Below are 22,820 nucleotides of genomic sequence, written 5' to 3'. Positions count from 1 at the left end.
GCAACCGGCAAGGGCGAATTCCCGCGCTCTCCGGTCGTGGCGGAAAGGCCCTTCGGCTGCCGAAGCCCTGCTTCGCGAACACTCGCATCCCGGGCCGCAAGAATCGGAACGGCCGGAAGAAAGGCCGGGACCGCGCTCCCTCGCACCTTTCCGGGCCACCGTCCTCAGGGTGAAAAGCGCCAGCTGACCGGGCCCAAAGGAACCCTCACCGCACGCCGGAAAGCTTCGCCACCTCGATGAAGTCGCGGACCTGTCGAGAGCGATTGGACCGCTTCCAGACCAGCACCGTGCGATTGCGGAATTGCGGATGCATGATCGGGCGCACCTCGACGTTGCGTCCCAGGAATCCGATCAGGCTTTCCGGATAGATGGTCACGCCCAGCCCCGCCGCGACCAGGCCGATCAGCGCCAGCGTATTCGACGCCTCCAGCGTCACCTTCAACGAAATCCCCTCGGTGCTGAAAAGATCGTTCAGCCGCCAACGATACTCGTCCCATTCCTGCATGTCCCCCAGGATCACCTGCTCATCCGCCAGATCCCCGGGTTTCACCACCGGCAGGCGCATCAGCGCGTGGCCGCGCGGGGTCACGACGTAAAGCGGCTCGGCAGAAAGCTGAAGGGTCTGGTAGTCCGAATGATCGAAGGGGCCGATCATGTAGCCCAGGTCGATCTCGTCATTGGCCAGCGCGATCTTTTGCCCCTGCGTGCGGATATAGCGGATCTTCAGGTCCACATGCGGGTGGCGCTGCCGGAAACGCGCCACGGCCGAGGGCATCAGCTCGGTCGCGGCAAAGGCCATGTAGCCCACGGAGAGCGATCCGGTCTTGCCTTCGGCGATCCGGCGGGCGGCCTGCACCGAGGCCTCGTAGCGATGCAGAAGATGGGCGTTGTCCTCGTAGAAGCGGCGCCCGGCCTGGGTCAGCGTGACCTCGCGCGTGGTGCGCTCCAGCAGGCGGAAGCCCAGCGTCGCCTCCAGCTTCTGGATGCGGCGGCTCAGCGCGGACTGGTCCAGGTGCAAGCGCTCGGCCGTGCGGCGGAAGTTCAATTCCTCGGCAAGGGTGATGAAGGAATGCACATTCTCGATGCCCAGAAACTCATTCATCGGTCGGTCCGATCCCATTGATGCATTTCGCGCATGAATAAATGCTGACATGCCATTTCTCTCTGGTCAACGCATCGCGGATCATGGGCATCAGAGCGGCGGATCCCAACCCTGGACAGGCTTGGCGACGGCTCGGAAACCCGGGTGCCCGCCAAGGCACCTTACATCAATGAGACGAGGAAGACTGATATGAGCGATGTCGACACCAAGGAACTGGACCGCCTGCTGCAGGAAGCCTTCGACACGGCGACCAAGCTTTACCAGGAGCGCGGCTTCCAGCGCCGCGTGGGCTTCGGCAAGCGTCCGGCCCTGGTCAGCGTCGACCTGGCCAACGCCTGGACGCGCCCCGGCAACCCCTTCACCTGCGACCAGGACAAGATGGACAACGAGATCATCCCTGGCATGCAGAAGCTGCTGAAGGCCTTCCGCGCCGCCAGCCTGCCGGTGGTCCATGTCACCACCGCCTATGAGATCACCGACCGCAATGCCGACTTCACCGACATGGGCCTGTGGCACAACAAGATCCCGGTGGATGTGGTCGAGCTGGCCAAGCCGGAGCTTTGGGCGATCGACAGCCGCATCGCCCCGGTCGAGGGGGAATACACGCTGCTGAAGAAGCGCGCCTCGTCCTTCCACGGCACCGAGCTGGCGGGCATCCTGCGGGCGAACAACGTGGACACCATCCTGGTCACCGGCGTGACCGCCTGCGCCTGCGTGCGCCAGACCATCTGCGACGGCATCGCCGACGGCTTCCGCACCATCGCGGTCAGGGAATGCATCGGCGACCGGGTGCCCGGCGCCGTGGCCTGGAACCTGTTCGATATCGACGCGAAATTCGGCGACGTGCACAGTGTCGATGAATGCGTGGCCTATATCGACGGCCTGGCCGCCCAGCGGATCGCCGCCGAGTGAACAGACGTCGCCCCGCCCGAAACGCTCGGGCGGGGCTTTCCAATCGAGCGGCAGCCCAGAAACGCCGCCGCCAGCAACAGGAGAGACGACATGGCCAGAATTGGCGTCGATGTGGGCGGGACGAATACCGATCTCGTCCTCGAATGCGGCAAGGGTGTATTCTATCACAAGGTCCCCACCACGCTGAAGAACCAGTCGATCGGCGTGGTCGAGGGGGTCCGGGGCATCTGTCGCAAGGCGGGGATCGACCCTTCCGAGGTCGAGACCATCGTCCATGGCACCACCACGGCGACGAACATCACCATCGAGCACAACGGCGCGGAATGCGGGATGATCACCACCCACGGCTTCCGCGACATCCTGCATATCGGCCGGCACAAGCGGCCCTATAATTTCTCGCTGCATTTCGACGTGCCCTGGCAGAGCCAGCCGCTGGTCAAGCGCCGCAACCGCATCGCCGTGCGCGAACGCATCCTGCCGCCCACCGGCGCAATCGCCGAGCCGCTGGACGAACAGGCCGTGCGCGACGCCTGCGCGCTGTTTCGCAAGCGCGGCATCGACTCGGTCGTGATCGGCTTCATGTTCGCCTTCCTGAACGATGCGCATGAGCGGCGCGCCAAGGAGATCGTGCTGGAGGAAATGCCCGACGCCTATGTCACGCTGTCCTCGGAAGTGGCGAATGTCATGCGGGAATACGAGCGGTTCTCGACGGCGGCGATGAATTCCTATGTCGGACCCAAGACCGCCTATTACCTGCGCGACCTCGACGCCCGGCTGCGCGAGGCCGGGGTGACCTCGAAGCTGCGCATCATGCAGTCGAATGGCGGCGTCTCGACCGTGGATGCTTGTGCCCGGCGGCCCATCCGCATCCTGATGTCGGGTCCGGCGGGCGGGGTGATCGGCGGCGCGTCCGAGGGCGAGATGGCCGGCACGCCGAACATCATCACCGTGGATATCGGCGGCACCTCGGCCGACGTCTCGACCATTCCCGGCGGCGCGGTCAAGATCATGAACCCGCGCGACACCTATGTCTCGGGCCATCCGGTGCTGACGCCGATGATCGACCTGGTGACCATCGGCGCCGGCGGCGGCTCGGTCGCCTATATCGACGAGGCGGGCGCCTTCCATGTCGGCCCGCGCTCGGCCGGATCCGAGCCGGGGCCGGCCTGCTATGGCCGCGGCGGCACCGAGCCCACGGTCACGGATGCCCAGATCGTGCTGGGCCGGCTCGATCCCGACATGGCCCTGGGAGGCGACCTGAAGCTGGACCCGGCCCTGTCCTTCAAGGCGGTCGAGGAGAAGATCGCCCGGCCGCTGGGCATGAGCGTCAAGGACGCCGCGCTGGGGATCATCAGGATCGTCAACAACAACATGGCGCTGGCGATCCGCTCGAACTCGGTGGCGCGCGGCATCGACCCGCGCGAATTCTCGATCATGCCCTTCGGCGGCGCCGGGCCGCTGCACGGCGTGGCGCTGGCCGAGGCCATGTCGGCCCGCGACGTGATCGTCCCGGTCGCGCCGGGCATCACCGCCGCCGTGGGCCTGCTCAAGACCGACCTGCAATACGAACACACCGAGGCGGTGATCGTCGAGCTGATGCAGGCCGGCACGGCCGAGTTCGACCGCATCAACGCCGCCGTCGCCAACCTGCGCGCGGCGGTGCAGGCGGAACTGGACGGCGACGGCATCCCGCGCGCGCAGCAGCAGATCACCGTGCTGGCCGAATGCCGCTATCACGGCCAGGGCTTCGAGCTGCGGGCGACCATGCCCGACGGGCCGGTCGGTGCCGAGAACCGGCATGTCATCACCGACAGCTTCCACAACCAGCACCAGCAGGATTACGGCTACAGCTATCGCAATGCCGAGGTGGAGCTGATCACCCTGCGCGCCATCGGCTCGGCCTCGGTGCCGCGCATCGAGATCCCGAAGATCGCGCCCAGCGACGGGTCCGGCATCGACCGGGCGCTGATGTTCGTGCGGCCGACGACCTTCGACGACGGGCGCACGCTGGAAACCCCGCGCTACGATCGCGGCAGGCTGCTGGCCGGCGACAGGGTTCCCGGCCCGGCGATCCTGCACCAGCACAACGCCACGACCCTGGTCCCGCCCGGCTATGTCGCCGAGACGCTGGATTACGGCAACACCCGCATCCGTCCCATCGGCGCCTGAAAGGGGATGACCATGAACCAGATGACGAAACTCAGCACCGCCGTCGATCCGATCACCCTTCAGGTCATTCGCGGCAGTCTCGAAACCATCGCCGAGGAAATGGGTCATGTGCTTTACCGCATGTCGTTTTCCTCGATCATCCGGGAAAGCCAGGATCTTGGCGCGGGCCTGTTCGACGTGGATTTCAACACGCTTTGCGAGTCGGAATCGACGCCCATGCATATCGGCTCGATCCCCGGCTATCTGCGCGGCATCGCCGAGACGCTGGAGGACGGCGAATGGTATGAGGGCGACGTGGTCGTCCACAACCACCCCTATCACGGCGCCAGCCACACGCCCGACCTGGCCATCGTCGTGCCGGTGTTCTTCCAGGGCCGTCTGGTCGGCTTCGCCGGCAATACCGCGCATCACGTCGATATCGGCGCGGCGACGCCCGGGCTGATCATCGACGTGCCCGACGTCTATGCCGAGGGGATGCTGTTCGCCGGCACCAAGCTTTATCGCAAGGGCGAGCCGAATAATGCGATGTGGAACTATATCCGCCGCAACTCGCGCGCGGCCGGGCAGCTCGTCGCCGATATCGAGGCGCAGATCGCCTCGGCGCGCCTGGGCGCCCGCCGCTTCGCCGAGCTGCTGGAGAAATACGGCGAGGAAACGGTCTTCGCCGCCGCCAACCAGCTGATGGACTATGCCGAGCGCATGACCCGCCAGCGCATCAGCGAGATCCCGGACGGCGATTATACCGCCGAGGGCTGGCTGGACGATGACGGGCGCAACCGCGATCAGCGGCTGAAGGTCAAGGTCACGGTCCGGGTGCGCGGCGACGAGGTCGAGGTGGACCTGACCGGCTCGGCCGACCAGACCCCTACCGCCTACAACGTGCCCTTCGAGGGCTCGACCAAGGTCGCGGCCTATGCGGGTTTCCGCAAGCTGCTGCTGGATGCCGCGACCTCCGAGACCCGCGTGCCCTCGAACGAGGGCTCGTTCCGGCCGATCAGGGTGACGGCGCCGCTGGGCTCGATCTTCAACCCGCGCCCGCCCGCCTCGGCCGAGGCGCGGTTCACGCAATGCAACCGCATGATCGACCTGATCATCCGGGCGCTGGCCCCGGTGATGCCCGAGCAGGTGATCGCGGGCTCCTCGGCCTCGATCAGCTTCGCGGCCTATTCCGGGGTGCGGCCCTCGGGCGATTACTGGGTGTTCCTGGAGGTGAACGAGGGCGCCTATGGTGGCCGGCCGCGCAGCGACGGGCCGGACAGCATCGACAACCTGATGGCCAACACCCGCAACAACCCGCTGGAAGACCTGGCCATGCATATCCCGATGATCTGCGACCGCTACGAGCTGCGCGACGACGCGCCGCCCGGGGCCGGCGAGTTCCGCGGCGGCATCGGCGTGGTCAAGGCGCAGCGGGTGCTGACCCCGGCCTTCATCACCCATGAATCCGAGCGCCATAGCGAGGCGCCCTGGGGCATCTTCGGCGGCCAGGACGGTGCGGTGGGCCGCTGCACGATCACCAATCCCAACCGCCCGGGCGAGACGCGCGAGATGCATTCCAAGTTCTCGGGCCTCGCGGTCGGGCCGGACGACGTGATGACCTATTACAGTCCCAATGGCGGCGGCTATGGCGACCCGCTGAACCGGCCGCCGGCAAAGGTGCTCGAGGACGTGCTGGACGGCTATTGCTCGGTCGCCCGGGCCCGCGAGGTCCATGGCGTGGTGGTCGATCCCGAGGCCGAGACGGTCGATCTGGCCGCCACCGAGACGCTGCGCCTCGCCATGCGAAAACACGACTGAGACAGGGGCCGCGCAAAGCGGCCCTTTTCGCAACCAGAAGGCCGCGCGCGAGCCCCGCTTTGCGCGACGGCTTCCTTCATCCATCAACAGGGATAAGAACCATGTCCATGACAGAACAGCTGGACGCGCGGCCCGAACGCAGCGCGCTGATCGAGGAAAGCATCCTGCCCACCCGCGCCGGCCAGCGCCCCATCGGCGCGCTCGGCTATGCCTGGATCTGGGTCGGCATCGCCGTCATCATCGCCACCTATTCGCTGGGTGCGACCGGCATCCAGGGCGGCTTCGGCCTGGGCACGGTGGTGCTGACCATCCTGCTGGCCAATCTTGCCATCGGCGCCTTCATGCTGCTGACCGCCGATATCGGCACCGAGCACGGCCTCTCCTTCGCAGTCTATCTGCGCGCACCCTTCGGCATCCACGGCACGCATCTGCCCGCCGTCTCGCGCGGGCTGGTCGCGGCGATGTGGTTCGGCATCCAGACCTATCTGGGGGCGCTGGCGCTGAACGGCATCGGCGAATATTTCCTGGGCTTCTCGAACTGGTTCCTATGGTATGCGGCCTTCGCCGCGGTGCAGGTAGGCAATACCATGCTGGGCATCAAGTCGGTCGAGCGGCTGGCGGCCCTGGCGGCGCCGGCGATCATCGCCATCTCGGTCTGGATGTATTTCACCCTGGAGGGGATCGCCGAGACCAAGGGGCTGAACATCTGGACCTTCCGGGCCGAGGGGCAGGCCTCGCTCATCGTGCTGTTCATCGCGAACATGAGCTTCTGGTCCACCATGGCCATCGACATTCCGAACCTGACGCGCTTCGTCCGCACCCGCACCGGCACGCGCAGCTTTCTGGCGCGCAATCGCAACATCTTCCTGGCGCAGCTGGTCGCGCTGCCGACCACCCAGGCGATGATCGCCGGCATCGGCGCCATCTCGTTCATCGCGACCGGCAACTGGAACCCGATCGAGGTCATCCAGGGCGATGCCCAGGGCTTCGCGCTGCTGGCCCTGCTGGTGCTGGTGGTGCTGGCGCAATGGTCCACCAACAACTCGGCCAACCTGATCCCGGCGGCGCTGACCTTCGTCAACCTGGCGCCGCGCGCCATCTCCTACCGCAGCGGCGTGGCATTGGCGGGGATCGTCGGGACGCTGTGCTTTCCCTGGCAGATCCTCGATAATCTGTTCCTGTTCCTGGGCTATTACGGCGCCTTCCTGTCGGCGATCGGCGGCATCATGGTGGCCGATTACTATGCGATCCGCCGCCGCCGGGTGAACGTGCCCGCCCTGTTCGATCCGCATGGGCAATACCGCTATGTTTCCGGCGTCAACCCGGCGGGGATGGCCGCTTGGCTGCTGGCGGGCGGCATCGCGGCCTGGTGGTCGGCCTATGCCTTCGTCATCGGCTTTCCGCTGGGCTTCCTGCTCTATGTCCTGCTGATGAAGATGCATGTGCTGCCCAAGCACCGGCAGGCCGAGCTGGAGAGCCGCCATTCCGACGCCTATCTGGCCGCTTCGGTCGGTGTCGATTGGGTCCATGTCTCGGCGGGGCGCTTTGCTCGAAGGCCCTGTCTTGCCGATCCGGACAGCACCGGACGCGAAGATCTCTGAGGCGGGGCACGAAAACCTTGGCGACCAGCGGTCGAGCATGCCGCATGCCGGGCCGCTGGCGACGCTGGCGACGCTGGCGACCGCGCGACCACTCCCCCGTGCTGCTGCAAATGGCAGCCGATCTCCGGCTGGGCGGAATGACGGCCGCGCGACGCGCATCGGTGTTGATGCCGCGCTGCGGCTGCTGTTAAGCATCCTGCCAAAGACAACAAACATTCCACGAGCGGCAGGACGAGCAGATGACGAAAATTCCGCATTCGAGATTGCGCCTTGGCGCCGTTTTAGCCTCGGCGCTGCTGGTGCTGACGGGCTGTTCGATGTTCCACCGGCATACCGAACTGGAATGCATGGAACGGGCGATGTATTTCGAAGCCAACCGTTCAAGCCGGGACGGGCTGATCGCCGTCGGCAGCGTGGTCATGAACCGCGTCCAGTCGAACCAGTTTCCGAACTCGGTTTGCGGCGTCGTCGGGCAGAAGGGCCAGTTCGCACCGGGGATCATGACGCGCCGGATGGACAAGGCCCCGCCGCAGGTCCGGGAAGCGGCGCGGGCCGTTCTGCGCGGCGAACGCCATCCCCTGATCGGGAACGCCATGTTCTTCCACACCGCGGGGCACAGGTTTTCCTATGACAATATGCACTATGTTCTCGTGGCGGGGGGCAACGCCTTCTACGAAAAGCGGAAAAACTACCTGGTCACGCAGCCGGTGCCACCGCGGCCCATCGAGGGAATGACCGGCCGATGAGGTCGCCGGACCAGCCGTCGATGCGCTGATGCCCCGCCCGCCGTTGCGGCAAAGGCGCCAGGCCGCCACGGCAAAGCCGGCAAGCGCGTTCGGCCGTCAGGCCGCCGGCGGATCCCAGCTTTCACGCGCCACGGCGGCGGCAAGCTCGCGGCGAAACCGGCCGATGGCATATTCGGCAAAGCTGGAAAGCTGGCGGTCCTTTTTCGTCACCACCCAGGCGGTGATGCCGGCACGCTCGGCCAGCGGGCGGCGCACCACGCCGGGCATATAGACCTCGGCCACGGAAAATTCGTCGATGATCGCCACCCCCAGCCGATGGCGCACCAGGCTGACCACGGTCTGCGCGAAACGGCCGCGCATGGAATAGCGCGGCTCGATCCCCGCCTCGCGGAACGGCTGGGCCAGGATCTCGCCATAGGGATCGGCGGGATCGACGCCGACAAAGGGCTCGCGCGCCAGATCATGCACCGAGATCATCGGCTTTTCCGCCAGCGGATGCCCCTCGGGGACGATGGCGACCAGCCGGCCATGCGCCAGCGGCGCGCTCGACAGCGCCGAATTGTCGATGGCCGAGCTCATCAGCACGAATTCGCCGCGTTCCAGCAGCAGATAGTCCGAGGTCTCCTCGATCTTCAGGATGTTCAGGTCGATGAACAGATCGGGAAAGCGGGTGCGGACACCACGGATCGCGCGCGCGGCGATGAATTGCGCGATGGAGGGCGCCGAGGCGAAGGACAGCCGCACATCCTCGCCCTTGCGCAATGATGCGACGGCGGCGTTCAGGTTCTCCATCTGGCGATGGACCTGATGCACCATCTCGAAGATCGCCGCCGCCTCGGTCGAGGGCACGAACAGCCCCGCCTTGCGCTCGAAGAGCCGGATGCCCAGCGATTCCTCGGTATGCTTGACCAGCCGGGAAATGCCGGGGGCCGAGACATTCAGCAGCTTGGCCGCACCCTGAATGGTGCCGGCCATCATCACGGCGCGGATCACCTCGACCTGGCGGAGAGTCAGTTCCTTCATGCGCCGATCCTAGCCGGGAACGCGGCGGATTTCTTGCAGAAATTCGCCGCGCCGATGCGTTTCAGGCCCGCCCCGCCGCGCGCAGGATCGCCATGGTCGCGGCATGGGCCATGGCGGCGCGGCCAAGCGCATCGAGCTTGCCGGCCAGCGCGCGATGCGGCACCTCGACGCTGACGGTGACGCCCTTCGGGATCGCCTGGGCCAGGCCGACCAGGTCGATACCGCCCTGCCCCGGAAACAGCCGCTCGCCCCGCGCCACCCGGATCAGGCCCTCGTCGCTGGGGTCATAGGGTACGGCGCCGTCGCAGAGCTGCACATAGTTCACCCTATGGCGCGGCAGCGCCGCGATCTGCGCCAGCGTGGTGGCCGAGCGGTCGTAATGCAGCGCATCGACCAGCACGCCGCCATTCGGCCGGCCGGCCGCCTCGACGATCCGCAGCGCCGCGATCAGGTCTGGCACGGCGGTCCAAGGCATGAACTCCAGATCCCCGGTCAGCCCGTGCGGTGCGGCAAGCTCGCAGAAACGCGCGAAGCTGTCGGTCAGCCGGCCAAGGTCCGCGTCATCGCCGGCGACAAGCACGTGGCGCGCCTCCAGCGCCTCGCAGCGGGCGCAGAACCGGGCGAACAGATCCCAATCGTTTTCCGGTTTCAGCCGGATGATCTCGACATCGCCGACCCGGATGCCGGTATCGGCCAGAGCCGCGCGCACCTCGGCCAGCAGCCGGTCGTCGGTCAGCAGCGGATAGTCCGGCTCGGCCCCCGGCGCGGCGGGCAGGATGCGCAGGCCGACCATCTGGTAGCCGGTGGCGGCGGCGATGCGGACGGCCTCGGCGGGGCCGACCTCGAATGTGGTCAGAAAGGCCAGCGAAAGCGGATGCGTCATCACAGCCTCACTTGAGCGGAGAGAAGCCGAGCGGCAGCGCGATCTGGCTGGTCATGTCGGGCGACAGCCAGTCCGGCCCGCCCTTGGGCGGCCATTTGCCGTCCGCAACCGATTTCGCCCGCGCCTCGCTGCGCGCGGCCAGGCTTTCATAGGGCCAGATCTGGGTCAGGCGCGGCTCGCCGTCCAGCCCATACATGGCGACGGTCAGCTTCGAATAGGCCTCGCGTTCCGGCACCGCGCTGCGCCATTTCTCCATGGTGGGCAGGATGCCGTTCACCTTGGTCCTGTAGGTGCGGAACTCGTAGACCGGGCCGAAGCTGCCGGGCTGGACCGGTGGCAGGAAATCCAGCGCCCGATAGCTCTCCATCGACAGCCGCACCAGCTCATCGGCGCAGCCGAAGGGGTTGTCCGAGCGCAGGGCGCGCTCGCGTTCCTCATGGAGCTGCGCGAGGCTGTCGAAGGCGCGCAGCACGAAGACCCGGTTCAGCGTGCCGATATCGGTGCCCCAGGCGCCGCACAGCCGGCCCTGCCCTTGCGCCACCCAGGCCTCGATGCCCGGCGCGGCCTTGCCGGCGCCGAAGATCACCGTGTCGAGGGTGGCGAGTTCGTAATAGCTCATGGCGTTTCCTCCTGTGAAAGCCCGGTCACGGGCTGGCCGGCCAGAACGCGGCCGGCGATATAGCCGAATGTCATGCCGGGCCCCAGCGTGATGCCGCCCGACGGGTAATGCCCGCCCATGACCGAGGCCATGTCGTTGCCCACGGCGTAGAGGCCGGAGATCGGCTGGCCGTCACGGTCCAGCGCCCGCGCCGCAGCATCGGTCCTGACCCCGGCAAAGGTGCCGAGCGAGCCGGGCACGATCCTGACCGCGTAGAACGGTCCTTGCAGCAGCGGGGCCAGCGAGGGGTTCGGCCCATGCTCCGCATCGCCCTGCACGCGGTTGTAGAGGCTTTCGCCGCGGTGGAAGTCGGGGTCTTCTCCGAGTTCGGCATGAGCGTTGAAGCGGGCGACGGTCTCGGCCAACGCCACGCCGGGAATGGTGCAGGCGCGGGCCAGCTCCTCCAGCGTGCGGCCACGCTTCAGATAGCCGCTGCGCAGCGCCGGCCCCAGCGGGAAGGGAAAGGGCTTCGACCAGCCCAGCCCCCAGCGGCGCTGCGCCTTGTGATCGGCGATCAGCCAGCAATGCGGCGGTGCGCCCGGCGGCGTGGCGGCGATCAGCGCCCGCATGAAATCGTGATAGCTGTCGGCCTCGCTGACGAAGCGCCGGCCTTGCGGCGTCACGGCGATGATGCCGGGCTTGGCGCGTTCGACCAGATGCGGGAAATGCGCGCACGTCCCGTCCCGGCGCGGCACCAGCGAAACCGGCGCCAGCGCGACGTTCGAGGCCAGCGCGCCATCGACCGTGGCGCCCGCACCCTCGGCCAGCCGCAGCCCGTCGCCGGCATTGGCGGGCGGTGCGGCCGAGAAATGCCCCGTCCCGCCGCCCGCCCGCGGCGCCAGCGCATCAAGCCGCGCCGGATCATGCGGGAAGCCGCCGGTGGCCAGCACCACGCCGCGCGCCGCCTCGACCAGCAAGTCGCCCCGCGGCGTCGAAAGCCGCGCGCCCGCGACGCGGCCGCCCTGCCGCTCCAACGCCAGCACCGGCGCGCTGTCGAGCAGCGTGACCCCCTTGTCCAGCGCCGAACGCAGCAGCCGCGCCACCAGCGCATTGCCGTTCACCAGCTGCATGCCGCGCCGGTGCAGCGCCAGATCGCGCAGATGCCGGGCGATCCGCCCCGTCGCGTAGAGCGCCGAGCGCGGGCTGCGGCTGGCGCGGAAGAAATGCCGCATGTCGGCGCCGCTGGCGATGCCCATGCCCCAAAGGCTCGCCACGTCCAGCGGCGGCCGCAGCTTGCCGATCCAGTCGCCCAGCTCGCGCCCGTCATAGGGCATGGCCGTGACCGAGCGTCCGCCTTTCGCGGCGCCCGGAGTCTCGTGGAAATCCGGGACCGCATTGCCGTCCATCCAGCGCATCGCGGTATGGTCCTGAAAGAAGGCCACCATCTCGGGGCCGTTTTCCAGGAACACCTCCACCCGCGGGTCGCTGGCGCGGTTGCCAAGTTCGCTGCGCAGATATTCACGGGGCGCTTCCGGCGGCTCGTCGATGCCGGCGGCGCGGGCGAGCGGATTGCGCGGGATCCACAGCCAGCCCCCGGACCAGGCCGAGGTGCCGCCGAAAACCGGCGCTTTCTCGGCCAGCACCACGCGCAGGCCGAAATGCGCCGCCGTGACCGCAGCCGCAAGGCCCGAGGCCCCCGAGCCAATAACCAGCACATCGCAGGCCAGCCTGCGTTCGGATGAAACGTCCATTCACTCCTGCCCGTCAGGGGCGCGAGCCGGGAAAAGGCCTAGGCGCTTTTCCGCCCGTCCTCGGCATCGGCGTCGATCGCCCTGACATTTGCCTGAAAATACTTGGTTCCCGCAGCGGCGGCGCCCAGTTCCCCGGCCGCGGCCTGAAGACGCGGCGCCAGTTCCGCCATCCGCTCGGGCGTCATGCGCACCGCCGGGCCGGCGATGGACAGGCAGCCCAGCACCGGCCCATCGCCGTGATAGCGCACCGGCACCGCCATGGCCGCCATGCCGGCGATATAGCTGTCCACCGCCGTGGCATAGCCGCGCGCCCGCGCCTCGGCCAATTGTTGCAGCAGCAAGGTGATGCTGGTCGGCGCATTCGGCCCCATGCCCTCAGCCTGACGCAGCAGGCCCTGCGCGCCGACGCGCGCCAGCGCCTCGTCGTCGCTCATGCTGGCGAGCCAGGCCTTGCCGCCGGCCGAGCTGGCAAGGTGCACGACCACGCCCTGCTCCTGCCCCGGATCATAGCGCAAGCCGCGCGTCGCGCCCTGCGCCACCGCCACCCAGATCAGCCGCTCGCCGTCGATCACCGACAGCCGGATCAACTCGCCGCTATCGGCGGCCAGCTGGTCCAGAACCGGCTGGGCGACATCGGTGATGCCGGCGCGGCCCATGAAACCCAAGCCCAGGGCCGGCAGCTTGATGGTCAGCGCGTAATCGCCGCCTGTCTGCAACTGGCGGACATAGCCGAGCCGCGCAAGCTCTTGCAGGGTGCGATGCACGCCGCTGGCCGGCTGTTCGGTCACCGCCGCGATGGTGGTGACCGGCAGGCCCATCGGGTGATCGACCAGAAGTTCGACGATGGCGAGGGCTTTTTCCAGAACGCTGCTCATGATCCGCTTCCGCTGTTGAAGGCGGTTTCAGGTTCGCGGTTCAGCACCGAAAGGTCAACCGCGACACGTTGCCCCGTCTCGGCCGCCGCGCGGATCGCGTCCAGCACGATCAGGTTGGCGGTGGCGTCGCGGGCCGAGACGCGCGGCGCGCCGCCGTGGCGGACCAGATCGGCGAAATGCGCCAGCTGCGCCTCATAGGGATCGCCATGGCGGACGGGCAGCGGCCGGGGCCGCAACTCCTGCGTCCAATCCGGCGTGCCCGGCGGCTGCCACAGCACCAGGTCGGGCAGCGACAGCCCGGCCCGGCTGCCGGCATAGTGATGCGCCGGGACGCGATGCGCCGGAAACCGCGCCATGTTCTCGCCCGCCGTCAGGTCCCAGGCCCAGGGCCCGACCGCCGCATCCGAGATGCACAGCGTCGCCAGCCCTCCGCCCGCAAAGCGCAGGCAGACCGCCGCCGTGTCCTCGACCGGGAAGCCACGGCGAGCATGGCTGGCAATGGCCTGCACCTCGGCGATCTCGCCGAAGAAATGCCGCAGCAGGTCGATCTCATGCACCAGATTGATCAGCAGCGGCCCACCGGCGCCCTTGCTGCGGCGCCATGGGGCCTGAAAATAATCGTCGGGCTTGGCCAGCGAACAGGTCACGGTCGCCATGACCAGATCGCCCAGCAGGCCGCCGCGGATCGCGTCATGCGCGGCGCGGATGATCGGATTGTGCCGGCGGTGATGGCCGACCAGCAGCGGCACCCCGGTCTTGTCCGCCACCGCGATCAGTTGCCGCGCCGAATCGAGGCTCTCGGCCACCGGCTTTTCCAGCAGCACCGGGATGCCGGCGCGCAGCAGCGCCGCCGAGACCGGCAGATGCGTCTCGTTCGGCGTCGCCACGATGGCGGCCTGCGCCAGGCCCGAATCGATCAGCGCCGCCACATCCGGCAGGCAAGGCACGCCCAGCGATCCGGCCAGCGCGCGACCAGAGGGCGCAGGATCGACCAGCGCCGCCAGCCGCAGCCCGGACATGCGCGCCAGCGTGTCGACATGCGTGCGCCCGATAGCACCAGCACCAATGACGGCGACCGCGATCTGATCCATGAGCATCCCTCCTTCCGGCCTTCGCTGGGCATCAAGCCAGAAGTTAAAACGGAAGTCAATTTTAATATTGAATGATATTCCATTTTCTGTAATCTTTCGTCTCGAACAGGATGAAGCGCAGGAATCACCCGGCAACGCCGAGGCGCAAATAATCCACGGTTCCGCCCCAGCACCGTTTTCCTGGCGACGGGGCGCTGATTGTTTCGAGGCGGCAGGCACGAGGGGGCCGTGCCGCAAGAGGGGAAGGGGAATCACAGCCATGGCTCAACCGCTGCGCATCGACGGAGAGACGGCATACTTTCCGATCATCGGCCATCCGATCGGCCAGGTGAAATCGCCGGCATCGCTCAGCCAGATCATGGCGGATCGCGGCTATAACGGCATGGTCGTGCCGATCCACGTCCTGCCCGGGGACCTGCCGGGCTGGCTGGCTCAGGCGGGCGTCGTGCAGAACTGCCCCGGCATCGTGGTGACGGTGCCGCACAAGGCACCCTGCCTGGCCTTCTGTAACCGCGTCACGGCGCGGGCGCGGGCCTCGGGCGCGGTGAACATCATGCTGCGCCGGAACGGGGGCTGGGTCGGCGACGCCACCGACGGCCAGGGCTACATGGACGGCATCGCCGCGCAGGGCTTCGACGTCGCCGGCAAGCCGGCGCTGCTGGTCGGAACCGGCGGCGCGGGCTCGGCCATCGCCTACGAGATCCTGGCGCGCGGCGCCTCGGAACTGGCGCTGCACGACATCGATGCGGCGCGGCGCGACGCGCTGATCGCCCGGCTGGACGCCGCCTTTCCCGGCCGGGTCCGCATCGGCGGCACCGATCCGCGTGGCTTTGCGCTGGTGGCGAATGCGACGCCGCTGGGCATGCGCGAGGGCGATCCTCTGCCGGTCGAGGCCGAGCGGCTGACCGCGGAGCAGTTCGTCGCCGATGTCGTCACCCGCCCCGCCATCCCGCCGCTGATCGCCGCCGCCCGCGCGAAAGGTTGCGGCACGATGCCGGGCTCGGGCATGTTCGAGGCGCAGGCGGTGCTGCTGGCCGAGCTGCTGATGGGGGTCAGGCAGATCGTGCTGGACTGACAGGGCACCGCAGATGCGCAGCCCCGGCAGCTGCCGGCAACCATGGCTCGATCCATAACCGCGTGATTATGTATCTCTGCGCGTTTTGCAATGTTCGGCCGGAACGCGCCATGGCAGATTATGGAGAGGAAGATGAGATCCCATGCAAAACAGGATCCGAACCAGGGAGGAAACGCAATGATCAGAACACTGACCGCCACCGCAGCCACCGCGCTGACACTGGCCGCCATGCCGGCGCAGGCCGAGCTGAAGATCGGCTCGATCATCGAGCTGTCGGGCCCCGGCGCCGCCGCGGGCACCAATTTCCGCGATGGCGTGCGGATGGGCTTCGAGGAGATCAACGCCGCCGGGGGCGTGCTGGGCGAGCCGGTCGCCATCACCGAATATGACAGCCAGACCGACCCGCAGGTCAGCCGCGCCATGGTGCAGAAGGCCATCGACGACGGGGTGGTGGCGATCACCGGCACGGTGTTCTCCTCCTCGACGGTGGTGAACATGCTGGTGGCGAAACAGGCCGGCATTCCGCAATTCACCGGCTCCGAGGCGCCCTCGATCACGGCGATGAACAACCCCTATATCTTCCGCACCGCCTTCGGCTCGCAGAAGGGCGTGCCCAAGATGGCCAGATACATGGCCGAGGAAATGGGGGTGAAGAAGGTCGCCGTGGTCTGGGCCAATACCGAGTTCGGCAAGGGCGGGCACGAATCCTTCCTGAAGGAGGCCGGGAATTACGGCTTCGAGATCGTCGCCGACCTGCCCACCGAGCAGGCGCAGACCGATTTCTCGGCCGATGTGGTCAAGCTGAAGGGCATCCAGGCCGATGCCGCCTTCGTCTACCTGACCGAGGAGGAAAGCGCCCGCTTCCTGCGCGAGGCGCGCAAGCAGGGCGTGACCCTGCCCTTGGTGGGCGAGACGACGCTGATCGGCCACAAGGTCATCGAGCTGGCCGGCGATGCCGCCAACGGCGCCATGGGCCATGTCGGCCTGACCCCCGATGCCAACATCCCGGCGATGACCGAGATGGTCGAGAGGTTCAAGGCCAAGTTCAACTACACGCCCGACCACAACGCCATCAAGGGTTACACGGCCGCCCATACCCTCAAATGCGTGACCGAGATGGTGGGCGAGGCCGACAGCCAGGCCATCGCCGACAAGATGCACGGGCTGACGCTGACGGTGGCCGAATGTCCCGGCGTGCTGATGGATGTCAGCTGGGACGAGACCGGCGAGATGTCGCGCGAAAGCTTCTTCGTCGAGGTCCAGGACGGCAAGCAGGTGGTCAAGGCCATCCTGCCGCCGAACTGATCGGCCCGCACAGCACGCGAGGCAGGCTGGCACCGGCATTCCGCCGGCCTGCCCCCGTATCCGTCAACCTGACGTGAGGCTCTCATGGCCGAGTTAATCCAGATCCTGATCTCCGGCCTTGCCGCCGGTTCCATCTATGCCCTTGCCGCGGTGGGCTTCACCCTGCTGTGGCAAGCGTCGCAGACCATCAACTTCGCGCAGGGCGAATTCGTCATGCTGCCGGCCTTCTTCGTGCTGGTCGGCATGGGGCTGGGGCTGCCGATGTGGCCCGCCATCGGCTTCTCGCTGCTGCTGTCGCTCCTGATCCTGGGCGTCGCCTTCAAGAAGCTGGTGGTCGAACCGATGCTGCCGCATGGCACCCTGCCGCTGGTCATCGCCACCATCGCGCTTGGCCTGCTGATGAAGGAAAGCGTCAAGGAATTCTACGGCGCCACCGCCCAGCCCTTCCCGGCGATCTTTCCGCAGAAGGTCTATCACTTCGCCGGCGCCAGCGTCTCGGCGCAGGATATCGGCAACCTGATCGTCTCGATGCTGGCCATCGGCGGGTTGCAGCTGTTTTTGAACCGCACCCGCACCGGGCGCTGCATGCAGGCCAGCGCCCAGAACCCCGCCGTGGCCGAGATCCTCGGCGTCGATGTGAAGCGGATGGTGATGTATACCTTCCTGATCAACGCGGCGCTGGCGACCATCGCCTCGGTGCTGATCTCGCCGATCTACCTGGCCAAGTTCTCGAATGGCGAGACGCTGGGCCTGGTGGCCTTCATCGCCGCCATCGTCGGCGGCTTCAACCAGATCCGCGGCGCGCTGGTGGGCGGGCTGCTGATCGGCGTCATCGACAACCTTTCGGCGGTCTATGTCTCGGCCGAATACCGCTCGGCCATGCCGCTGATCCTGCTCATCGCCATCATCCTGCTGCGCCCGCAGGGGCTGCTCGGCACCAAGGAGGGACGCGCCGTATGACCCGCACCCGCATCATCCTGATCGTCCTGGGCATCGCGGCGCTGGTCGCCGCGCCCATCGGCCAGGGCAATTACATCATCTATACGCTGACCTCCTGGCTGCTGTTCTCGATCTCGGCCATGGGGCTGAACCTGACGCTGGGCTATGCCGGGCAGGTCAGCCTGGCGCAGGCGGGCTTCATGGGCATCGGCGCCTATGTCACCGCGCTCTTGACCCTGGCGGGCGTGCCCTGGATCGCGGCGGCGCTGATCTCGATCACCTCCTGCTTCGCGGTCGGGCTGCTGCTCGGCTGGCCGGCGCTGCGCGTGCAGCACCATTTCCTGGCCTTCGTGACGCTGGCCTTCAACACGCTGCTGTTCCTGGTGCTGCGCAACGAGGAGGAGATCACCGGCGGTTCCTTCGGGCTGGTCGGCATGCCGCGCCCCTCGGTCCTTGGCATCGCCACCGACAGCAACCTGAACTTCTACTATTTCGCGCTGGCCTGCTTCCTGATCTCGGCCTTCGTGATGTGGTGGATCCTGCGCTCGCCCTGGGGCCGGGCCTTCAAGGCGCTGCGCGAGAACCCGATCCGCGCCGAGAGCCTGGGGCTGAAGATCCGCCGCCAGACGCTTCTGGCCTTCGCCATCGGCTCGGCCTTCGGCGGGCTCGCCGGGGCGCTGCAATCGCCGCTGGTGCAGTTCATCGAGCCGGGCAGCTTTGCGCTGATCCATTCGCTGAAGCTGCTTCTGATGGTGGTGGTGGGCGGCGCCGGCTTCTTCTTCGGCCCGATGCTGGGCGCGGCGGTAGTGATCCTGCTGCCGGAACTCCTGCGCTTTACCGAGGGCTATTACCTCATCATCTATTCGGCGCTGGTGATCGTGCTGATGGTGTTCTCGCCCCAGGGGCTGATCGGGCTGGGGCAGAAAATCTGGAACCAGTTCCGGCCCCGGCACGAGACGCGCCGCGACATGAAGAAGGGATTCCAGCTATGAACGCCCCCGTGCTTTCCGTCCGCAACATCTCGAAGCAGTTCGGCGGCATCCGCGCCGTGAACGATGTCAGCTTCGACGTGCAGAAGGGCGAGATCCTGGGCCTGATCGGGCCGAACGGCTCGGGCAAGTCGACGCTGTTCAACTGCATCCTCGGTCAGCTGCGCCCCAGTGCCGGCCATTGCAAGATCAACGGCCGCTCGACCGACGGCGTGCGGCCGGCCGACCTGTCGCTGATGGGGGTCGGACGCACCTTCCAGCAGCTGTCGGTCTTTCCGCGCATGACGGTGCTCGACAACGTCATCCTGGCCGGGCAGGAGCACGAGGGCTCGATGCTGAGCCGACTGTTCGGCAAATCCGACGCGGGCCTGACCGAAAAGGCCGAGCAGCTGATCGAGTTCTTCAACCTGACCCCCTATCGCGACACCGAGGCGGGCTCGCTCTCCTACGGCCAGCAAAAGCTGGTCGATGCCGCGATGGCCTTCATGGCCGGTCCCGGCATCGTGCTGCTGGACGAGCCGGCGGGCGGGGTGAACCTGACCATGCTGGCGCATCTGAAAGAGCGGCTGATGACCTATAACCGCGAGCACGGCACCACCTTCGTGGTGATCGAGCACAACATGGAATTCGTCATGTCGCTTTGCACCCGCATCATCGTGCTGGCGCAGGGCGAGATCATCGCCGAAGGCTCGCCCGAGGAGATCCGGGCGAACCAGATGGTCATCGACGCCTATCTGGGGGGCTGACATGCTGGAGCTTAGGGACCTCACCGGCGGCTATGGCCGCATCACCATCCTGAACGGCACCTCGTTCAGCATCCCCAAGGCCTCGATCACCACGGTGATCGGGCCGAACGGCGCCGGGAAATCCACCGTGTTCAAGGCGATCTTCGGGCTGCTGAACATCCATTCCGGCCAGATCCGGCTGGAGGGCGAGGACGTGACCCGCAAGCGCCCGGCCGAGATGATCGCCCGCGGCGTTACCTATGTGCCGCAGGGCCGCAACGTGGTGCCGCAGCTGTCGGTGTTCCACAATCTGGAGCTGGGCGGCATCACCGCCCGCGACCAGTCCCGGGTCCGGCAGCGGATGGAGCAGGTCATGGACCAGTTTCCCATGCTGCGCGAGCGCCGCGACCAGAAGGCCATCGAGCTGTCGGGCGGCCAGCAGAAGCAGCTGGAGATCGCCCGCGCCCTGCTTCTGGACCCCAAGCTGATCCTGATCGACGAGCCCTCGATCGGGCTTTCGCCCAACCTGGTGCAGGAGGTGTTCCAGACCCTGATCCGGCTGCGCGATCAGGGGGTGACGGTGCTGATGGTGGAACAAAATGCCAAGGCGGCGCTGGCCATGTCGGATTACGGGCTGGTGCTGGAACTGGGCCAGACCCGCCTGTTCGACAAGGCCGATATGCTGCTCAAGGATCCGCGCGTCGGCCAGCTGTTCCTGGGCGGCCATATCGAGGACGCGGCCTGAAGCGCCGCCCCGTCAGATGCTGCGCTCGCGGCGCAGCGTCTGGCAGGACCAGCGGGCGATGCGCCAGTTGGGATGGGTCTCGACCCATTGCGCCAGCGCAGGCTGCGCGCCATGCATGCAGACCAGGGGCGTGACCTCGGTATAGATCAGGCTGTGTTCCCGGCAATCGGCCGGGGCGCCGCCCATGCAGGCGATGAAGACCAGTTCGATCATGGCAAGCCCCCGTCGAATCGGACATGGCTTGTAATACAGCATCGCGCTTTTCGGGCTGGCCCGCCACCGCGCGGCGCCAAGCGTCCGATCCCCGGGGAACGCCTGCCTTTTCCCTGTGCAACAGGCGGCGTAACCGGCGAAACCGCGCCGGATAAAGGACCGCAGCTTGAAGGCGGAGCGGGCAACGATGCCGTCACCGCCTTAGAGAATTAACATCAGGTTATTCATGTCGAGAAATCGGCATTTGCCGTTACGGAGATTCTCTGCGATCTTCAGCGCATCAGGAAAGGGGTGTGCGGGATGAAGACCTCGATTGCCACCGTGTCGATTTCGGGCAGCTTTACCGAGAAACTCGCCGCGATCCAGCAGGCCGGATTCGACGGGATCGAGATCTTCGAGCAGGATTTCCTCGCCTCGGACTTCACCCCGCGCGAGGTCGGCCGCATGGTCCGCGACCATGGGCTGGAGATCACCCTGTTCCAGCCCTTCCGCGATTTCGAGGGCCTGCCCGAGCCCTTGCGCAGCCGCGCCCTTGCCCGCGCCGAGCGCAAGTTCGACCTGATGGCCGAGCTGGGCACCGACCTGGTGCTGTTCTGTTCCTCGACCCATCCCGAGGGGCTTGGCGGCATCGACCGCGCCGCCGCCGATTTCCGCGAATTGGGCGAGATCGCGGCCGGGCGCGGCATCCGCGTCGGCTACGAGGCGCTGTGCTGGGGCCGCCATGTCAACGACCACCGCGACGCCTGGGAGATCGTGCGCCGCGCCGATCACCCGAATGTCGGCCTGATCCTCGACAGTTTCCACACGCTGGGCCGCAAGCTCGACCCGGACAGCATCCGCCGCATTCCCGGCGATCGCATCTTCTTCGTGCAGCTGGCCGACGCGCCGCTGATCGAGATGGATCTGCTCTACTGGTCGCGGCATTTCCGCAACATGCCGGGCGAAGGCGACCTGGACATCGCCGGCTTCACCCGCGCGGTCATGGCCACCGGCTATGTCGGGCCGCTCAGCCTGGAAATCTTCAACGACCAGTTCCGCGCCGGGCTGCCGCGCCTGGTGGCCCGCGACGGCCATCGCAGCCTGGTGGCGCTGATGGACCGGGTGCGCCGGGCCGAGCCCGCGCTTTCCGTCGACCTGCCCGCCTTTCCCGCCCCGGCCCCGGTCGAGCGGGTCGAGTTCGTCGAATTCGCCACCTCACCCGAGGATGCCGGGCCGTTGGAGAACCTGCTCGCCGCGGCCGGCTTCGTGCGGGCCGGCCGGCACCTCAGCAAGCGGGTGACGCTGTGGCGGCAGGGCGGCGTCAACCTGCTGGTCAATGCCGAGCCCGAGGGCTTTGCCCATAGCGCCTGGGTCACGCATGGCACCGGCGTGTCCGAGGTGGCGCTGATGGTCCCCGATGCCCGCGCCGCCTTCGACCGCGCCCTGGCGCTGGGGGCCGAGCCGCATGTCGCGCCCCACGCCGCGCAAGAGCTGGAGATCCCCGGCATCCGCGGCGCCGGCAGCAACGTGATCCGGCTCTTGGACCGCAAAACCGACCTGGCACGGATCTGGGAGGTGGATTTCGCCATCGACGACCCCGCGCCGCAGGGCGCCGGGCTTGCCGGCGTCGATCACCTGGCCCAGACCATGGCCTATGACGAGATGCTCAGCTGGTCGCTGTTCTACACCACGCTGTTCACCGCGCAAAAGGCGCCGATGGTCGATGTGGTCGATCCCGACGGGCTGGTGCGCAGCCAGGCCATCGAGGCCGGCGGGCTGCGCATCACCCTGAACGGCGCCGAGGCGCGGCGCACGCTGGCCGGGCAGTTCCTGCAAGAGACCTTCGGCTCCTCGGTCCAGCACATCGCCTTCGCCAGCGACGACATCTTCGCCACCGCCGCAGAAATGGCGGCGCGCGGCTTTCCCTTCCTGCGGATCGGGGCGAATTACTACGACGATGTCGAGGCGCGCTTCGGGCTCGATCCGGATTTCACCGCCCGGCTGCGCGCACATCACATCATGTATGACGAGGATGCCGAGGGGCAGTTCATGCAATTCTACTCGACCGCCCTGCCCGGCGGCTTCTTCCTGGAAATCGTGCAGCGGCGCGGCGGTTACGCCGGCTATGGCGCGCCGAACGCGCCGTTCCGCATCGCCGCGCAAAAGCGGACCACGCGGCCCAAGGGCATGCCCAAGGCCTAGATATTTGCGCCGATGGTTCCATGGAGCGCTTCCTTCAGGGGGGCACGCCGGCGCGACCTGATCGCCCCCGTTGCCACCCGGCAGGGGCGGCGATTGCTGC

At 67.3% G+C, this 22,820-nt stretch carries 20 protein-coding genes; 12 read left to right on the top strand and 8 right to left on the bottom strand.

Annotation, left to right across the window (positions count from 1 at the left end; all coding sequences use genetic code 11):
- Positions 1 to 205: 205 nt before the first annotated feature.
- Complete coding sequence (locus tag AQY21_RS25330) at positions 206 to 1,102, bottom strand: LysR family transcriptional regulator (RefSeq protein WP_058100353.1); 897 nt, start codon at positions 1,100 to 1,102, stop codon at positions 206 to 208.
- Between the two features lie 189 nt (positions 1,103 to 1,291).
- Between AQY21_RS25330 and AQY21_RS25325 the strand changes: the two genes are divergently transcribed.
- The 5 genes from AQY21_RS25325 to AQY21_RS25305 all read left to right on the top strand — a co-directional run bounded on the left by AQY21_RS25325 (position 1,292) and on the right by AQY21_RS25305 (position 8,327).
- Complete coding sequence (locus tag AQY21_RS25325) at positions 1,292 to 2,014, top strand: isochorismatase family protein (protein ID WP_058100352.1); 723 nt, start codon at positions 1,292 to 1,294, stop codon at positions 2,012 to 2,014.
- A gap of 90 nt (positions 2,015 to 2,104) precedes the next feature.
- The gene (locus tag AQY21_RS25320; RefSeq protein ID WP_058100351.1) at positions 2,105 to 4,183 is read left to right on the top strand and encodes a hydantoinase/oxoprolinase family protein; all 2,079 of its coding nucleotides are present in this window, start codon (positions 2,105 to 2,107) and stop codon (positions 4,181 to 4,183) included.
- 12 nt (positions 4,184 to 4,195) lie between these two features.
- A complete protein-coding gene (locus AQY21_RS25315) occupies positions 4,196 to 5,980 on the top strand; it encodes a hydantoinase B/oxoprolinase family protein (RefSeq protein ID WP_058100382.1) in 1,785 nt (594 codons plus the stop codon).
- A 101-nt stretch (positions 5,981 to 6,081) separates the two neighbouring features.
- Positions 6,082 to 7,581 (top strand): NCS1 family transporter, encoded by a 1,500-nt coding sequence (locus AQY21_RS25310; protein WP_058100350.1) that lies wholly within the window; start codon positions 6,082 to 6,084, stop codon positions 7,579 to 7,581.
- A 239-nt stretch (positions 7,582 to 7,820) separates the two neighbouring features.
- Positions 7,821 to 8,327, top strand: coding sequence for a cell wall hydrolase (locus tag AQY21_RS25305; RefSeq protein WP_058100349.1), 507 nt, complete (start codon positions 7,821 to 7,823; stop codon positions 8,325 to 8,327).
- 96 nt (positions 8,328 to 8,423) lie between these two features.
- On the opposite strand, the gene AQY21_RS25300 is transcribed toward AQY21_RS25305, so the two are convergent.
- The 6 genes from AQY21_RS25300 to AQY21_RS25275 all read right to left on the bottom strand — a co-directional run bounded on the left by AQY21_RS25300 (position 8,424) and on the right by AQY21_RS25275 (position 14,548).
- Positions 8,424 to 9,350, bottom strand: coding sequence for a LysR family transcriptional regulator (locus tag AQY21_RS25300; protein WP_058100348.1), 927 nt, complete (start codon positions 9,348 to 9,350; stop codon positions 8,424 to 8,426).
- A 61-nt stretch (positions 9,351 to 9,411) separates the two neighbouring features.
- Positions 9,412 to 10,233 (bottom strand): sugar phosphate isomerase/epimerase, encoded by an 822-nt coding sequence (locus AQY21_RS25295; RefSeq protein WP_058100347.1) that lies wholly within the window; start codon positions 10,231 to 10,233, stop codon positions 9,412 to 9,414.
- 7 nt (positions 10,234 to 10,240) lie between these two features.
- On the bottom strand, positions 10,241 to 10,852 hold the full coding sequence (locus AQY21_RS25290; protein ID WP_058100346.1) for an NIPSNAP family protein: 612 nt from the start codon (positions 10,850 to 10,852) through the stop codon (positions 10,241 to 10,243).
- Positions 10,849 to 12,582 (bottom strand): FAD-dependent oxidoreductase, encoded by a 1,734-nt coding sequence (locus AQY21_RS25285; RefSeq protein WP_058100345.1) that lies wholly within the window; start codon positions 12,580 to 12,582, stop codon positions 10,849 to 10,851. Before AQY21_RS25285 ends, AQY21_RS25290 begins: the two co-directional genes overlap by 4 nt.
- Positions 12,583 to 12,620: 38 nt before the next feature.
- Positions 12,621 to 13,457 (bottom strand): IclR family transcriptional regulator, encoded by an 837-nt coding sequence (locus AQY21_RS25280; RefSeq protein ID WP_058100344.1) that lies wholly within the window; start codon positions 13,455 to 13,457, stop codon positions 12,621 to 12,623.
- The gene (locus AQY21_RS25275) at positions 13,454 to 14,548 is read right to left on the bottom strand and encodes a Gfo/Idh/MocA family protein (RefSeq protein WP_058100343.1); all 1,095 of its coding nucleotides are present in this window, start codon (positions 14,546 to 14,548) and stop codon (positions 13,454 to 13,456) included. Before AQY21_RS25275 ends, AQY21_RS25280 begins: the two co-directional genes overlap by 4 nt.
- A 259-nt stretch (positions 14,549 to 14,807) precedes the next feature.
- On the opposite strand from AQY21_RS25275, the gene AQY21_RS25270 reads away from it, so the two are divergent.
- The 6 genes from AQY21_RS25270 to AQY21_RS25245 all read left to right on the top strand — a co-directional run bounded on the left by AQY21_RS25270 (position 14,808) and on the right by AQY21_RS25245 (position 20,326).
- On the top strand, positions 14,808 to 15,623 hold the full coding sequence (locus AQY21_RS25270) for a shikimate dehydrogenase (protein WP_058100342.1): 816 nt from the start codon (positions 14,808 to 14,810) through the stop codon (positions 15,621 to 15,623).
- A 177-nt stretch (positions 15,624 to 15,800) separates the two neighbouring features.
- Positions 15,801 to 16,928 carry an ABC transporter substrate-binding protein gene (locus AQY21_RS25265; RefSeq protein WP_058100341.1) on the top strand — a complete coding sequence of 376 codons (1,128 nt, stop codon included), beginning with the start codon at positions 15,801 to 15,803 and terminating at the stop codon, positions 16,926 to 16,928.
- 84 nt (positions 16,929 to 17,012) lie between these two features.
- Positions 17,013 to 17,888, top strand: coding sequence for a branched-chain amino acid ABC transporter permease (locus AQY21_RS25260; protein ID WP_028716557.1), 876 nt, complete (start codon positions 17,013 to 17,015; stop codon positions 17,886 to 17,888).
- A complete protein-coding gene (locus tag AQY21_RS25255; RefSeq protein ID WP_058100340.1) occupies positions 17,885 to 18,859 on the top strand; it encodes a branched-chain amino acid ABC transporter permease in 975 nt (324 codons plus the stop codon). Before AQY21_RS25260 ends, AQY21_RS25255 begins: the two co-directional genes overlap by 4 nt.
- Positions 18,856 to 19,602, top strand: a complete 747-nt coding sequence (locus AQY21_RS25250) for an ABC transporter ATP-binding protein (RefSeq protein ID WP_058100339.1) — start codon at positions 18,856 to 18,858, stop codon at positions 19,600 to 19,602. The genes AQY21_RS25255 and AQY21_RS25250 overlap by 4 nt, the downstream gene beginning before the upstream one ends.
- Position 19,603: 1 nt before the next feature.
- Positions 19,604 to 20,326 (top strand): ABC transporter ATP-binding protein, encoded by a 723-nt coding sequence (locus AQY21_RS25245; RefSeq protein ID WP_058100338.1) that lies wholly within the window; start codon positions 19,604 to 19,606, stop codon positions 20,324 to 20,326.
- A gap of 12 nt (positions 20,327 to 20,338) precedes the next feature.
- Here the strand turns inward: AQY21_RS25245 and AQY21_RS25240 are convergent, their stop codons facing one another.
- A complete protein-coding gene (locus AQY21_RS25240; protein ID WP_058100337.1) occupies positions 20,339 to 20,539 on the bottom strand; it encodes a hypothetical protein in 201 nt (66 codons plus the stop codon).
- Between the two features lie 300 nt (positions 20,540 to 20,839).
- Here AQY21_RS25240 and AQY21_RS25235 point away from each other — a divergent pair, with 300 nt between their 5' ends.
- The gene (locus AQY21_RS25235; RefSeq protein WP_058100336.1) at positions 20,840 to 22,720 is read left to right on the top strand and encodes a bifunctional sugar phosphate isomerase/epimerase/4-hydroxyphenylpyruvate dioxygenase family protein; all 1,881 of its coding nucleotides are present in this window, start codon (positions 20,840 to 20,842) and stop codon (positions 22,718 to 22,720) included.
- Positions 22,721 to 22,820: the final 100 nt, after the last annotated feature.

Source organism: Paracoccus sp. MKU1 (assembly GCF_001447385.1).
Classification (GTDB): domain Bacteria; phylum Pseudomonadota; class Alphaproteobacteria; order Rhodobacterales; family Rhodobacteraceae; genus Paracoccus.
This window is presented reverse-complemented; position numbering and strand designations above follow the sequence as displayed.

Excerpts from the sequence above, each read along its gene's own strand:
- AQY21_RS25285 (WP_058100345.1), bottom strand. The coding sequence starts at position 12,582 with ATGGACGTTTCATCCGAACGCAGGCTGGCCTGCGATGTGCTGGTTATT.
- AQY21_RS25305 (WP_058100349.1), top strand. The coding sequence starts at position 7,821 with ATGACGAAAATTCCGCATTCGAGATTGCGCCTTGGCGCCGTTTTAGCC.
- AQY21_RS25260 (WP_028716557.1), top strand. The coding sequence starts at position 17,013 with ATGGCCGAGTTAATCCAGATCCTGATCTCCGGCCTTGCCGCCGGTTCC.
- AQY21_RS25245 (WP_058100338.1), top strand. The coding sequence starts at position 19,604 with ATGCTGGAGCTTAGGGACCTCACCGGCGGCTATGGCCGCATCACCATC.
- AQY21_RS25250 (WP_058100339.1), top strand. The coding sequence starts at position 18,856 with ATGAACGCCCCCGTGCTTTCCGTCCGCAACATCTCGAAGCAGTTCGGC.
- AQY21_RS25300 (WP_058100348.1), bottom strand. The coding sequence starts at position 9,350 with ATGAAGGAACTGACTCTCCGCCAGGTCGAGGTGATCCGCGCCGTGATG.
- AQY21_RS25295 (WP_058100347.1), bottom strand. The coding sequence starts at position 10,233 with ATGACGCATCCGCTTTCGCTGGCCTTTCTGACCACATTCGAGGTCGGC.
- AQY21_RS25325 (WP_058100352.1), top strand. The coding sequence starts at position 1,292 with ATGAGCGATGTCGACACCAAGGAACTGGACCGCCTGCTGCAGGAAGCC.
- AQY21_RS25320 (WP_058100351.1), top strand. The coding sequence starts at position 2,105 with ATGGCCAGAATTGGCGTCGATGTGGGCGGGACGAATACCGATCTCGTC.
- AQY21_RS25255 (WP_058100340.1), top strand. The coding sequence starts at position 17,885 with ATGACCCGCACCCGCATCATCCTGATCGTCCTGGGCATCGCGGCGCTG.
- AQY21_RS25235 (WP_058100336.1), top strand. The coding sequence starts at position 20,840 with ATGAAGACCTCGATTGCCACCGTGTCGATTTCGGGCAGCTTTACCGAG.
- AQY21_RS25265 (WP_058100341.1), top strand. The coding sequence starts at position 15,801 with ATGATCAGAACACTGACCGCCACCGCAGCCACCGCGCTGACACTGGCC.
- AQY21_RS25310 (WP_058100350.1), top strand. The coding sequence starts at position 6,082 with ATGTCCATGACAGAACAGCTGGACGCGCGGCCCGAACGCAGCGCGCTG.
- AQY21_RS25280 (WP_058100344.1), bottom strand. The coding sequence starts at position 13,457 with ATGAGCAGCGTTCTGGAAAAAGCCCTCGCCATCGTCGAACTTCTGGTC.
- AQY21_RS25240 (WP_058100337.1), bottom strand. The coding sequence starts at position 20,539 with ATGATCGAACTGGTCTTCATCGCCTGCATGGGCGGCGCCCCGGCCGAT.
- AQY21_RS25315 (WP_058100382.1), top strand. The coding sequence starts at position 4,196 with ATGAACCAGATGACGAAACTCAGCACCGCCGTCGATCCGATCACCCTT.
- AQY21_RS25330 (WP_058100353.1), bottom strand. The coding sequence starts at position 1,102 with ATGAATGAGTTTCTGGGCATCGAGAATGTGCATTCCTTCATCACCCTT.
- AQY21_RS25275 (WP_058100343.1), bottom strand. The coding sequence starts at position 14,548 with ATGGATCAGATCGCGGTCGCCGTCATTGGTGCTGGTGCTATCGGGCGC.
- AQY21_RS25270 (WP_058100342.1), top strand. The coding sequence starts at position 14,808 with ATGGCTCAACCGCTGCGCATCGACGGAGAGACGGCATACTTTCCGATC.
- AQY21_RS25290 (WP_058100346.1), bottom strand. The coding sequence starts at position 10,852 with ATGAGCTATTACGAACTCGCCACCCTCGACACGGTGATCTTCGGCGCC.